This is a genomic window from Deinococcus sp. YIM 134068, assembly GCF_036543075.1.
GTDB classification, from domain to species: Bacteria; Deinococcota; Deinococci; order Deinococcales; family Deinococcaceae; genus Deinococcus; species Deinococcus lichenicola.
In genome coordinates this window covers 101,119-114,225 of sequence record NZ_JAZHPF010000007.1, presented here as the reverse complement: position 1 = coordinate 114,225, position 13,107 = coordinate 101,119, and the positions used below count along the sequence as shown (strand labels likewise).

The 13,107-nt window shown below is 69.1% G+C and carries 7 protein-coding genes and 1 riboswitch; of the genes, 4 read left to right on the top strand and 3 right to left on the bottom strand.

The features are described 5' to 3' along the window. Both V3W47_RS09365 and V3W47_RS09360 read left to right on the top strand, forming a co-directional pair. On the top strand, positions 1-1,509 hold the full coding sequence (locus V3W47_RS09365) for a lipopolysaccharide biosynthesis protein (RefSeq protein WP_331824944.1): 1,509 nt from the start codon (positions 1-3) through the stop codon (positions 1,507-1,509). Positions 1,510-1,538: 29 nt separating this feature from the next. Beyond that, the gene (locus tag V3W47_RS09360; RefSeq protein ID WP_331824943.1) at positions 1,539-2,510 is read left to right on the top strand and encodes a glycosyltransferase family 2 protein; all 972 of its coding nucleotides are present in this window, start codon (positions 1,539-1,541) and stop codon (positions 2,508-2,510) included. A gap of 90 nt (positions 2,511-2,600) precedes the next feature. On the opposite strand, the gene V3W47_RS09355 is transcribed toward V3W47_RS09360, so the two are convergent. Continuing rightward, on the bottom strand, positions 2,601-4,400 hold the full coding sequence (locus tag V3W47_RS09355) for an NPCBM/NEW2 domain-containing protein (RefSeq protein ID WP_331824942.1): 1,800 nt from the start codon (positions 4,398-4,400) through the stop codon (positions 2,601-2,603). 756 nt (positions 4,401-5,156) lie between these two features. Here V3W47_RS09355 and V3W47_RS09350 point away from each other — a divergent pair. After that, positions 5,157-6,875 carry an NPCBM/NEW2 domain-containing protein gene (locus V3W47_RS09350; RefSeq protein ID WP_331824941.1) on the top strand — a complete coding sequence of 573 codons (1,719 nt, stop codon included), beginning with the start codon at positions 5,157-5,159 and terminating at the stop codon, positions 6,873-6,875. A gap of 32 nt (positions 6,876-6,907) precedes the next feature. Here the strand turns inward: V3W47_RS09350 and V3W47_RS09345 are convergent, their stop codons facing one another. After that, the gene (locus V3W47_RS09345) at positions 6,908-8,674 is read right to left on the bottom strand and encodes an NPCBM/NEW2 domain-containing protein (RefSeq protein WP_331824940.1); all 1,767 of its coding nucleotides are present in this window, start codon (positions 8,672-8,674) and stop codon (positions 6,908-6,910) included. Positions 8,675-8,799: 125 nt separating this feature from the next. Next, positions 8,800-8,884: riboswitch (cyclic di-GMP riboswitch) on the bottom strand. A gap of 239 nt (positions 8,885-9,123) precedes the next feature. On the opposite strand from V3W47_RS09345, the gene V3W47_RS09340 reads away from it, so the two are divergent. Continuing rightward, entirely contained in the window at positions 9,124-10,293 is a 1,170-nt protein-coding gene (locus V3W47_RS09340) for a hypothetical protein (protein WP_331824939.1), read from the top strand. 203 nt (positions 10,294-10,496) lie between these two features. On the opposite strand, the gene V3W47_RS09335 is transcribed toward V3W47_RS09340, so the two are convergent. Beyond that, positions 10,497-12,773 carry a bifunctional diguanylate cyclase/phosphohydrolase gene (locus V3W47_RS09335; RefSeq protein WP_331824938.1) on the bottom strand — a complete coding sequence of 759 codons (2,277 nt, stop codon included), beginning with the start codon at positions 12,771-12,773 and terminating at the stop codon, positions 10,497-10,499. Positions 12,774-13,107 lie beyond the last annotated feature (334 nt).

Here is a 13,107-nt window from a genome sequence, read left to right as displayed (position 1 = left end):
GTGAACAACCTGCGGCAGAAGACCTTCCGGGCCATTCAATGGAGCTACGTCTCCTTCCTCACGAACCTGCTGCTCGCGCCCGTGTTCGCGGCGGCGCTCGCCCGGCTGCTCACGCGGGAGGAGTTCGGGCTGTTCGCCATCGGCCTGAGCCTGTACGCGGTGGGCCAGTACCTTGCGGACTTCGGGATCGGGGCGGCGCTCGTGCAGAAGCGCGACCTCACCGAGGAGGACATCCGGGCGGGCTTCACGTCCTCGCTGGGGTTGGGACTCCTCGCCACCGTTCTGGCCTGGCTCGCCGCGCCGCTCGCCGGGCGCTTTTTCAACAACCCCGACGTCGTGCCGCTGTTCCGGGCCTTCGCGTGCCTGTACGTCGTCGCGTCGCTGGCGGCGGTCTCGACCAGCCTGCTGCGGCGTGCCCTGCGCTTCAAGCCGCTCGTGTTGGCCGACGTGAGCGCCTACGTGATCGGGCAGGGCGTTTGCGGCCTGGGCGCGGCGGCCCTGGGCTTCGGGGCCTACAGCCTGGTGATCAGCGTCGGCGTGCAGGCCGTGGTCCAGCTCGCCGTCAGCTACGCCTACGGGCGGCACGGCTTCGGCCTCACCTTCCGCCCCGCCGCCTACCGCGACCTGTACGCCTTCGGGGGGCGCGCCTCGCTCGTGAGCTTCCTCGAGTTCCTCAGTGTCAACCTCGACACCTTCATGATCGGGCGGCTGTACGGGGCCGCCGCCCTGGGACTGTACAACCGGGGCTACAACACCGTCTACGCCCCGATGATCTCGCTGGCGCGCAGCCTGACGCGGGTGCTCGCCCCGTCCTTCAGCGCGGTTCAGCACGACCGGCCCCGCCTGCGCGGCGCGTACCTCTCGGGGCTGCTGGCGCTCTCCACGGTCCTCTTCAGCGCGGCGGCGGTCGTATTCGTCTCGGCGCGGGAGATCGTCCTCGTGCTGCTGGGCGAGCCGTTTCTCGACGCCGTGCCCATCGTGCGGATGATGGCGCTGTTCATCCCCTTCCCGGTCCTGAGCAACCTCTCGGCGGTCCTCGCCGAGGCGACCGCGCACCTCGGTGCCAAGCTCGCCCTTCAGAGCGTCTACCTGCTGGGGCTGGCGGCGGCCTTCTGGGGCGTGTACCGGCTCGGGTGGGGCGTCGTCGCCTTCGCGGGGGTGCTGGTGGTGATGGGGGCCTGCCGCAGCGCCGCGTATGCCGTGCTCGCCCGGCGCATTCTCGGGGGCGGCGGGCGGGAGATCGGGCGGGCCTACGGCCTGGGGCTGGCGTGCGGCCTGAGCGTGGGTGCCGTGACGTTCGCCGCCGTGTCCCTGCTCCACGCGGCGGGCGTGTCCCCCTGGCTGATCTTCGTGCTGGAGGGGCTGCTTGGCGCGGCGCTGCTCCTCGTGCTGGCGCTGTTCGGTCCCTCCCCCGAGTTACGACGTTACGCCCGCCCGCTCGCCCGCCGGGCACAGGACAAAGTGCGCGGGTGGCTGGGTGCCATCGGCCTCCCCGAGAAGCGGGTGTGACTCCCCATAGAAAGGCAGGGCCAAGACAGATGACTCATCTTCCCCGTTCCAACTCCCCAAGGACCGACTCCACCCCTCCCTTCCCGGACCTCCCGGCACGAGAGGGGGGTGTCGGTGCCGTCGTCGTGACCTACAACCGCAAGGCCCTGCTGGAAAAGTGTCTGCGGAGCCTGCTCGCCCAGACGGCATCCCTCGACCGCATCTACGTGGTGGACAACGCCTCGACCGACGGCACACCGGACATCATTCCCAGCGACGACCGCGTGACCTACCTGCGGCTGCCGCAGAACCTGGGCGGAGCCTACGGCTTCGCGCGCGGGGTGGAACTGGCCCTGAAGGGCGATCACACCTCCCTGTGGTTGATGGACGACGACTGCCTGCCCGAGCCGGAGGCTCTGGCCGAGCTGCTGGCCTACGGGAACGGCGTGGAGGTCCGGTGCAGCGCCGTGCTGGCCCGCGATGGCCGCTACGACCTGTATCACCGCCGCCGTTTCGACGCCCTGCGGCTCAAGGAGGACAACCTCCCCGCGCGCGAGTACGCCGTGAGTGGTGCCACCGTGGACCTGTTCACCTTCGTGGGACCCCTGATCCCGACCGAGGTCATCCGGCGCGCGGGTCTGCCCGTGGATAACTTCTTTTTCGCCTACGACGACTTCGAGTACGCCCTGCGGCTGCGGCGTCTGGGTGTGGGGGCGCGGCTGGTGCCCTCAAGTCGGCTGTGGCACCACGGCAGCTTGTCGTGCCCGTCGCCGCGTGGCCCCTACAATCCCCTCAAGCACTACTACAACACCCGCAACCAACTGCTGGTGTACCGCGAGTACGGCACCTCCGCGCCCTGGTATGTCCTGCGGTTCGCGGTCAAGACGGCGGGCGCGTTCATCCGGTTGATGCAGCACCGCGAGTTGAGCGTGAACTCGGCCCGCACCGCCGCCCAGGCGCTCTACGACGCCCTGCGGGGCCGGGCCTACGTGCGACCGCCTCCAACTGCGGCGGGCCGTTAAGACGGGAAGTGGGGCTGGCTGGAGCGGCACAAGAGACACCGGGAGCCTTCAGCAGGTTCCCGGTGTCCTTGAGGAGGTGAGGAGGAGGGGTTAAGGCCCGACCTTCACGCCATTGGCGCTGAGCTTGTCCTGCCAGCGCTGGTATTCCTGCCCCTCCATCTCCAGGGTGACGGTCCCGATGTTCTGGTTACCGCCGCACACCGTCCCATTGACGCCGCAGTGGGGCAGCCACGTGGGGTTGTTGACCGTCTTGCCGTCGGCCAGCACGCGGGTCCAGCCCACCACGTTGTTCTCCAGGCGGTTGCCCGCGAAGGTGGGCGGGGTCAGCGAGCGGGCACCGTGCAGGTCCCACACGTACAGGCCGACGTTGGCGGCGGGGAGGCGCTGACCGTCAGGCAGACGCCCGCTGGAGATCACGCGGTTGTTGTACACCCGGTTGTCCACGCCGCCGTCGATGGCGATGCCGTGGTTGGTGGTGCCGACGACCTGGTTGTTGTACACGCGGGTGTACCCGTTGTCGAGCGGGTCCGTGACCTTGCCGTCGCCCACCAGGATGCCGCCGCCGGGGTAGGAGGTGTCGGTGGTCGGCTTGTCGCTGTAGGCACCCTGAATGTAGTTGTCGTGGATCAGGAAGGGGCTGCTGGGGGTGCCGCTGGAGACGTAGAAGTTAATGTTCTCCTCGGTGCGGCTCTTGCCCGCCTCGTTGATGATCTCGTTCCAGGCGATCTCCACGTTGGGCAGCCGCTTGACGTCGTTGAAGAGGATCGCCTGCACCACGCTCACGGTGCCGTTGTACCCGCCGTTGCCGTCGCTGCGGCGTCCGTCCGTGTTCCTGAACCGGTTACGCAGGATGCGGATGCTGTCTCCCTGCGACGGGTCACCCAGGAATTTCCGCACGTAGATGCCGGTGCTGCCCTCGAAGTAGCTGTTCTCCACACGCAGGTTCAGGACTTCCTCGGCGTTGATGGCGCGCCCAGCCGTCTTGCCCGCGACATTCGGATTCAGGGCGTAACCGCGCACATTCCGCACCGTCAGGCGGTTGCTGAACCCGCTGATCAGGTTACCCCGGCTGCGAATGTTCGCGTTCTCGATGACGACGGGTTCCTTCGTGGCGATGTACACCGCCGTCTTGTTCTCCGTGGCTTCCCAGTTGCCGGAGTACGTGCCGCCCTTGGTGATCACGATGGGACCACCATAGACGACCTCGCCGGAGGCCTTGACGTTGCTCCCCGTGCAGTTCAGCAGAAGGGGGGCGGCCCAGTCCGCGTGGTCGTGGCTGATGCCGTCGCCGCCGTCGGTGACGACGAGCTTGAGTTCGGCCTTGCCCGACACGTCCACGCTCACACTCTTCGTCGCGCCCACGCCCGTCATCACGCCGCTGTCGTAGAGCTTCGCTCCGTCCGCCCACACCTGGAAGACCACGCTGCCCTTGCTTCCCACCTCGTCGTCCACACCCACATCCGCCGTGAAGGTCTCGCACTGACCCCCCAGGCTGAACGTCAGGCTGGAGGCCGAGTGGACACCGAAGCCCTGCGCGTAGGTCTCGCCCGCCAGCGTGAGGGTGCGTCCGTCGCCCTCACTCCTCTCCCCGGCGCTCTGGTTAATCTCGACCGGTCCCCAGCCGTTTGTGGCGTTCGTCCAGTTCTCCAGGCTGAGGCTGTTCGTCCCCGCGTCGAGCGTCAGGGCAGAGACGCCCGCGCCCGCCCCAGCCTCACTGCTCCAGCTATGGTCCTGCCCGTCGTACACGAACTCCGTTTCGGTGCTCGCGGCGGGCTGCTCGGCGGCGTCCTGAGTCGGGGAGGTCTGGCTTCCGCAGGCGGCCAGCCCCAGGGTGAGGGCCAGCAGACCGAGGGCGAGGGGGGCGTGGCAAAGGGTACGGGTACGGGTCATGAGGTCTCCAGGGTGTTGCGGACTCACCTTCACGGTGATCAGAAAGGCGTCATTTACGACGGGTCTACTGGTGGTGTGTGAACCAGACCCGCTGGGTCTTCGAGACAAAGCAACAGCTCACCGGCACGCGACTCGTCCTCGCGTGTCTTTGTTGTGGTCGCTCAGCTTCGTCGCCGCGTGCCGGGCCTTCCCAGCCGCGCAAGCGAACGTTAACGGCTTTTAATGATAGTTTTCTGTTGGAAATATCAAAATAAAACTCATCTTGGGACCCTCTGCCCATTCATGAACTGCCCCACGAAACTGTGTCAGGTTTTTGAAAGGGCGGCGGAAATGCGCCTTACACGAGGAAAAATGCGACTTAATGTTGTTGGAGATTTCCTGCCCCAGGATCGAACACCGAGGGAATGAAAGCAGAACCTCTTTTCAAGGCTCTCATCTCGCGCCATGCCTCGCGCTAGACGTTTAGGCGATGAGCCTACGGATTGTTAAAAATCTGGCACAGACGCTTGAAGAGGACTACGGATTTCTACAATTCATCCCATCGTCAGGAGCGTGACCGATCGGTCAGCATCTTCCGCCAGGTGCTATAAGTCCTCGGCGTCATCTCTACAAATCAGCACCCGATTGGAGCAGGGAGGGGATAGCAGGGCGCGTGCCGCCCCCACCTCCGCTCCAGCGCCGGCAGGGGTTAGACTGACCTTCAAAGATATGAAAGCGGGACAGCGCCGGCCTCGACCGGCTCGGATAGGAGGGTGTATGCCGCAGCGCCGCGCCTCTTTGTTCATCGCCCCGACGGTTCCGTGGCTGCTGCTGGCATGCAGTCAGGGGACCTCACCCGTGGAGAGCGATCCCTATGCGGGCGGTCGCTCCTATCCCTGGGAAGCCCACGCCTCCGCACAGCCCCTCGCCCTCGCTCCCGGCATCAATACCCTCCAGTACGAGACCCCCACCCTCGCCCGCAACAGTTGGGGACCGTTCGAGCGCAACCGCAGCAATGGCGAACAGCAGCCCGGCGACGGCAGGCCGCTCACCCTCAACGGCCAGACCTACGCGCAGGGCCTCGGTGTCCACGCGGGGAGTGAGTTGCGCTTCGACCTCAAGGGAACGAACGGGGCGAGGTGCAACAACTTCACGGCGGACATCGGGGTGGACGACGAGGTGGGAGGCCGGGGGTCGGTCATCTTCCAGGTCTGGGCAGACGGTACCCAGCTGTACGACAGCGGGGTGACGACGGGCGCGGGCGCGACGAAGCGGGTGAACGTCGGCGTGGTGGGACGGCAGGAACTCCGGCTGGTGGTGACGGACGGGGGCAATGGGATCAGCTACGACCACGCCGACTGGGCCGATCCGAAGCTGGAGTGCGCGACCACGAAGCCCGAAGCAGGCAGCCTGGATACGAGTTGGAATCCTGTGCCCACCTCCGGCCCCCTGAATACTGCCCTTCTGGAGCCGGACGGCAACGTGCTGACCGGGGACATCATCGCCCGGCAGCCGGACGGCAAGCGGCTGGTGGTGACGAACGTCACGGGCGGGAAGTTCGAGGTCCGGCGGTACAACCCGAACGGGAGCCTGGACACTGGCTACGGCCAGGGCGGCAGGGTGACAACCAACTTTGGGGCCGCCAATGGTCCCCTCTACGGGATCAGCCAGGGTGGTGCTCTCGACGCCGTCCTACAGCCGGACGGCAAGCTCATCGTGGTGGGTGGGGGCCTCGGTCCGAGTGGCAACAGCGACTTCGCGCTCGCCCGTTACACTCCGAACGGCAGCCCGGACATGTCCTTCGGGTCGGACGGACTGGTGTTCACCGACCTCGCGCCGTTGCAGGACAACCCATACCCCCAGCCCTTCGGCAGTGTCGAAGAGGCCCGACAGGTGGCCCTGGGACCCGGCGGCACCATCGTGGTGTCGGGACCGTACGAGAACATGTTCCTTCCCAGGGCGGCGGGGGCAATGGCCCGCTACAGACCCGACGGCTCGCCGGACACCAGCTTCGCGGGCAGCGGTCTGACTCGGGTCACTGGGGACGGGGGCATCTCCTTCGTCGTGGAACCCAATGGAGACATGATTCTGGCGCTCGGGGGCCGCGCCACGGCCTACGTGGGCGTGAACGTCCGACGGCTCTTGACGAACGGGAGGTTCGGCGGGGAGAGCGGGAACTTCTTCATGGGAGAACTCGAGGGGCCCAATGGCATCAGCGATCTGGCCCTACAGGCGGACGGCAAAATCGTCCTTGCAGGCTCCACCGACTATCTTGACGACTCGGGCAGTCCCTATGGTCCAGAGGCTGTCGGAGGAGGTGCTTTGGTCCGGCTGAACTCCGACCTGAGCCTTGATTCCAGCTTCGGGAACGAGGGCAGGGTCGTGATCGCGCCGCGCAGGGAGCTTGGGGGGTCCTTTGAGGTCCGAAGGGTCCTTCTCCAGCCCGACGGCAAGATCGTCACGGTTGGGCAGACCCTCCTCCGCTTCTGGCCGTAGGGCTGGCCTCCTCTCCTCCTCCAGCCGGCGCGTCACTGCACGCCGATCCTCACCCCGGCCTGCGTGAGCTTGGTCTGCCAGCGCCCGAACTCCGCGCGTTCCACGTCGAGGTTGACGGCGGTGCCGAGGTTGGTGGTGGAGACGGTGACGCTCCCGTTCAACCCCTTGGCGGGCCACCAATAGGCGTTGGAGTCCACCTTGTCGCCGCGCACGCGGGTCCAGCCGACGACGTTGTACAGGGCGCGGTTGTGGCCGAAGGTGGCGGGACTCTGCTTGGCACCCCCGTAAGGGTCCCACATATACATGCCGACGTTCTGCGCGGCGATGGGCGAGCCGTCGGGCAGGCGTCCGCTGGACACCACGCGGTTGTGTTCCAGCACGCTGCCCGAGCCGCCCGCGATGGCGATGCCGTAGTTGGTGGTGCCGACCACCTGATTGTGGGAGACGTGGGCATAGCCGATTCTGGCGGGGTCGCTGACCTTGCCGTCGCCGACGAGAATGCCGCCGCCGGAGAACTTGGCGTCCGTGGCGGGCAGCGCGTTGTAGGCCCCCTGGATGTAGTTGTCGTGGATGCGGATGGGACTTTGGGGTGTGCCGCTGGAGACGTAGAGGTTGATGTTGTCCTCCACCCGCGACCGGCCCGGCTCGTTGATGACCTGATTCCAGGCGATCTCGGCGTCAGCGATGCGGGTGACGTCGTTGAACTGGACGAACTGCGCCCAGTTGAAGGCGCTCGTGGAGTAGCCCCCCTGGCCGTCGCTCTTGCGTCCGTCCACATTCCTGGCGACGTTGCGCAGCACCTTGATCGTTTCCCCCCTGCCCGCGTCACCCCGGTACTGGCGAAAGTAGATGCCGCTCGTGCCCTCGAAGACGTTGTTCTCGACGCGCACGTCGTAGACCTCCTCCAGGTTGATGAAGCGGCCAGGGCTGCGGCCCGCCACCTCTGGGTTCAGGCCGTGGCCGTGGTTATTGCGGATCGTGACGCGGGTGTGGAAGCCCTCGATGAGGTTGCCCCGCCCGCGCAGGCGGCTGTTCTCGATGACCACGGGTTCGCTCGTGCGGATGCTAACGGCGGGCACCCTGGGGTCGAGCGACTGCCAGTTGCCCGAGTACGTGCCGCCCCGCGTGATCACGAGCGGTCCCTGGTACACCACGTCCGCCTCCGCGCCCGCCGCCACCGCCGCAGTGGTCGGCGCGCAGTCGCTCAGGGTCGGCTCGGCCCAGTCGGCATGATCGAAGCTCGCGCCGTCGCCCGCGTCGGTGACGACCAGCTTGAGCTGCTTCCTGCCTGCGACGCCGACCTTGAGGCTCCTCGCCGCGTCCGCACCGCGCGTCACGCCGGAGTCGTAGAGCACCTGCCCGTCGGCAATCACCTGGAACGTCACGCTGCCGCCGCTCACCTCATCGTCCACGCCGATGTCGGCGGTGAAGGTCTGGCACTGGCCGTCGAGGTCGAAGGCGAGGGCCGAGGGCGCGTGCGTGCCCAGGCCACGGCTGTACGTCTTGCCGCCCAGGGTCAGGGTGGTCCCGTCCCCGGCGGCCCGCTCGCCGTTGCTGCGGTCGCGCTCGGCAGGTCCCCAACCGTTCGTGGCGCTGGCGAAGGGCCGGGTGCTCAGCACCTGCGTGCCGGCGGACACGCCGACGGTGGGGCTGGTCTCCCCCAGCGAGGCGGCGTGCAGAAGGCCGCCGCTCGTGGTCGCCGCCTCTGTGGGTGCGGGCGTGGAGCCGCAGGCGGCGAGCGTGAGGGCCAGGGTGGTCAGGGTCAGCGTGGGCAGAGTCAGCGTGAAGCGGGTATGCACGGGAAAACTCCTGCAAGTTGTGGAGGGGCCAGACGGCACCGGACACGGCCCAGGACGGACCGTGCGGACGAGGAGCCGCCGGGCGGGGTGAAAAGGAAGGCCCGCCGCGCCGTGGGGCGCGGGTGGGGACTGATGGCCGGTCGCACCACTGGCTCGGCCCGTCCGAGGTGCCCGAATTACAGGACGGGAGTCGTCGCCTCTCTCAGTCAGGGGGCGTTCTTCACCTGACGTTTATAGGATGCACATCGAGTTCTTACGCGTGTATGACGGGTGGAAAGGATGAACACGTTCCTCCTCCCGCTTGAAAGGTGAGGACGGAGGGACGGAACGGTTGACCCGGATGACCCCTCTCCCCGACGCGGCGCGTTGTTCACGCCGGTGACAGGCGGCACAATGGGGAGCGACAGCCCGCCCTCGCCCGCCGTGTTCCTCCCGAGAGGACCCAACTCATGTTTCAGTCTCCCCTGCTCGCCGGAGTCGCGGCCCTCGTCACAGCTTCGCTGGCCGTCCCACCGCTCGCCGGGCCGCCCGGCCTCGACCCGGCGCGGCCCGTGCGTGAACTGGCGCTCGCCGCCGCCCCCGACGGCTCGCTCGTCCTCGCCGTGATGGCGGACGTGGGCACCTTCAGCAGCGGGCGCGGCACCTTCACCGCCCGCCACCTGACCGCGTGGCGATACGAGGGGGGCGCGTGGCGGGCGCTCGGCGGCGGTCCCCTCAATTACGACCACCCGCGCCCGGTCTCCTCCCTCAACCTCGCCCTCGACGAGCGGGGCACGCCCGTCCTCGTGTGGAACGAGAACTACGGCGACAACGACCTCGTGGTGTTCCGGGCCTACCGGGACGGGGCGTGGACCGACTGGCGGACGCGCTACCTCGGCGACGACCTCCCCTACGCGGCGCGGACACGGGCGGTCGCTGCACGTGACGGCGAGCCGGTGCTGGCCTGGGGCGAGACCCTGCGAAGTCCCTACGGGAGCCGCCTGACCGTGCGGACGTGGGACGCCGGGGCGCGGGTGTGGACGCGGGGCGTGCCCTTCAACGACACTACGGCCTTCTCCCGAACGCCCGCCCTCGCGCTGGGCGGGGCGGGGCGGCCCACCGTCGCGTGGTTGCAGGGAGAGGTGCTGGCGAGCAGCGTCCTCGCGAAACGCTGGACCGGGGAGCGGTGGGAGGCGCTGGGCGGAGCGCTCAACCGCACGCCAGACACCTATGTCGCCTCCACCCGCCTCGTGCTGGACGCGCGGGAGCGCCCGGTCGTCGCATGGCTGGAGGACGTGGAGGGGCAGGACGGCCTGTTCGCCTCACGCTGGACGGGGAGCACGTGGGAGGCGCTGAGTGGGCGGCTCGGCACCGCTTCGGCCTCCGCCCCGTCGCTCACGCTGGACCGGGGGGGCAACCCGGTGCTGGCATGGGTGGAGGAACGTGGAGGCATTGGCCGGGTGCGACTCGCCCGCTGGACGGGTCGGACCTGGCGCGACCTCGGCCTGGTGAACCGCGACGAGAGGCGGGACGCGCGCTCGCCCTCCGTGACCGTGGACGCCTCGGGAGCCGTCGTGCTGGCATGGCGGGAGGACGTGGGGGGCGTGTACCGGGTGCAGGTGCGCTCCTTCGCGCCGTGAGAAGTGGCCCTCTTCCCTCCGCCATCATCCCCCACCAGGAGAAAGTGGGCGGTGGGGTGCGAGGCCGCACCGAGTCCACCGCCCACTCCCGACTTCCTTTTCCTTCTTCTGCAACGCCGCCACGGGCCGCTGAGGGTCGGAAGAGCCGGGCAGTACAGTGATAGACGACCATCCCCATCCCCCGCTGTGGGGCCACCCTCGGCCTACCCGCGCCAGTCCGTCCGGTGCCGGGCGTCCGGCGAGGTGTGGGCGGCCCCGTCCCGCGCGCGGGCACGCTTGACGCGGTACATGCGCTCGTCGGCGACGCGGGTGAGCTGGCTGACGGTGTGGCCGTCCGCCGGGCTGTGGGCGAAGCCCGCGCTCACGTTCACGTTCGGGAAGCCCTCGGCGCGCACGCCCTCCACCGCCGTCGCCAGCCGGACGTGCAGGGGAGCTTCCCCCGGCCCGTCCCCGGCGAGGGCGCGGAACACGAGGATGAACTCGTCGCCGCCGAGGCGGTACAGCTCGTCCTCCCGGCGCACGCTCCAGCGCAGCGCGCGGGCGAAGGCGCGCAGCAGCTCGTCGCCGCGCTCGTGCCCGAACCCGTCGTTCACCGCCTTGAGGCCGTCCACGTCGAGCAGCATCACGCCGACGCGCTCACCGCGCGCCAGGGCGTCCTCCAGGGCCTGCTCGAAGGCCCGGCGGTTGCCCAGGCCCGTCAGCATGTCCTGGTAGGCGGCCTCCTCCAGCGCGCGAACGTGGGCGTGGCGCTCCAGGGTCGCCCGCACGCTGCGTGCCGCCGCCTCCAACAAGCGGCGGTCGTGGGCCGTCCAGCCCTCGGCGGGCGCACGCCGCACCACGGTGAGGACCACCGCCCGCGACGGCTCCACGAGCAGCGGCAGCCACGCGACCGCGCGGGCACCGCGCCGCAGGGCGTTCGGCAACGCGTCCAGGTGGCCGCCCCCCTCCAGGCCGCGCCCCTCCACGAACAGGGGTTCGGTCCGCCCCATCGCCTCCCACACCGCACCCGGCCCGCGCGGGATCACCGTCTCCGGCTCCTCCCCCGTCCCGGCGACAGGGAGCGGCCACAGGGGGCGAATCCGCGCCACATCGCCCTCGATGAGGGTCAGGCCGCCCCAGTCGAGGGGCGAGGTGCTCGCCACCACGCGCAGCACCTCGCGGCACAGGTCGTCCTGCCCCAGGTCGGAGGCGGCAAAGCGCGTCACCTCGATCACGGCCTCGGCGTAGTGCAGCGCCTCCTGAAGCTGCCGGGCCTGCTCGTCGAGGGAGGTCAGGCCAGCGCACATGTTCCCCTCGGGGTCGGCGGAGGCACCGCCATGCAGGCACGCCACCACGTCGAGAGCCGCGAAGGCCCGCACCACACGGGGGTCGAAGTGCCCGCCCGCCGACGCCACGATCTCCGCCACGGCGGCCCCGTGGGTCCACGCACGTTTGTAGGGCCGCTCACTCGTCAGCGCGTCGTACACGTCGCACACCGCGAAGATGCGCGCGAGCAGGGGAATGTCCGCCCCCGAGAGGCCGAACGGGTAGCCGCCGCCGTTCCACTTCTCGTGGTGGTGCAACACCACGTCCAGCGCCCCCGGCGCGAGATTCGGCAGCCTCTGGGCGATCTCGTGGCCGTGGGTGGCGTGCGTCTTCATCAGGGTGAACTCCTCCGGCGTGAGCTTGCCGGGCTTGCGGAGAATGGTGTCCGAGATGGCGAGCTTGCCCAGGTCGTGCAGGTACGCGCCCTGGGTGAGCGCCTCCAGCTCGCCGCCGGACAGTCCCAGCGCCCGCCCCAGCGCCCGCGCGAGCCGGACCACGCGCTCGGTGTGCCCGCTCGTCTCCAGGTCGCGGGTCTCCAGCGCCACCCCCAGCGCGAGCAGGGTGCCCTCACGGGCGGCGGCGAGTTCGAGGACGCGGGCGGCCTCACGTCCCCGCCGTTCGCGCGCGGCGAGCGCGGCGGCGGCCAGCATCCCGAACTCCTGCGCGACCCCCACCGAGTCGGGCGTAAGGGCGGCCTCGTCGCTCAGGTTGTCGAGGTTGAGTTCCGCCACGACCACGCCCCCCACCACGACGGGCAGGCAGATGTTGGCGCACAGCGAGCCGCGTTCTCCCAGGGTCTCGAACAGCTCGTCGTGCCCGCGCAGCCCGGACCCCTCATGCGCCCGGCGGGAGTGTTCGCGCAGGTCCTCGCCGCGCAGCACGCGGGGCTGGCCCGCCTCCCGCCACACCTCGTCCTGCCCGTACCAGCGGCGCAGGGCCGCCTCCGGGTGCGAGGTGCCCAGCAGCCCCCGGTCGAACCCCACCACCGCGCGCATCACGAACGCCTCGCCCTCGCGCACGTTCAGGGACCCCGCCTGCGCGCCGGGCACGCTGGCGACCGCCGCCTCCAGCAGCGCCTGCCAGTCGGGTTCGCTCGCCTCGTCGTCCCGCGCGAGCAACGCGAGAAACGACCGCACCGTCGTCCACACCCGCGAGGTGGGCAGCCTCGACGTCACGCGGTCCCCCGCGCGATGGAGCAGGCGGCAGAACAGGGCGAGAAGAGGACGCGGGGCAACACGACGACAACGGTAGAGCCTGGTCCCTCACACGGGTCTTACGGCGAAAAAGGCATGTGGCACGTCCCCGAGCTTGAGCCACCGTTCAGGTTGGAGGGGGGCAGGTCGGCAGTTGTGACCCGAGGACGGCGGGTGAGAGGCGGAAGCTGCTTTGATTCGCCGTGTCCTCGGGCGATGGGGCAGAAATACTTCGCGGCAACTCCCTCGCACGAGGAGCAGCGACGGTTGAGTTGAACACCTATCCAGGGGGAGCGTGGAATCTGCTCTTAACGTT

Bases quoted from the DNA above. Each gene is read 5' to 3' on its own strand.
- V3W47_RS09340 (WP_331824939.1), top strand. From the start codon at position 9,124: ATGTTTCAGTCTCCCCTGCTCGCCGGAGTCGCGGCCCTCGTCACAGCT.
- V3W47_RS09350 (WP_331824941.1), top strand. From the start codon at position 5,157: ATGCCGCAGCGCCGCGCCTCTTTGTTCATCGCCCCGACGGTTCCGTGG.
- V3W47_RS09355 (WP_331824942.1), bottom strand. From the start codon at position 4,400: ATGACCCGTACCCGTACCCTTTGCCACGCCCCCCTCGCCCTCGGTCTG.
- V3W47_RS09360 (WP_331824943.1), top strand. From the start codon at position 1,539: ATGACTCATCTTCCCCGTTCCAACTCCCCAAGGACCGACTCCACCCCT.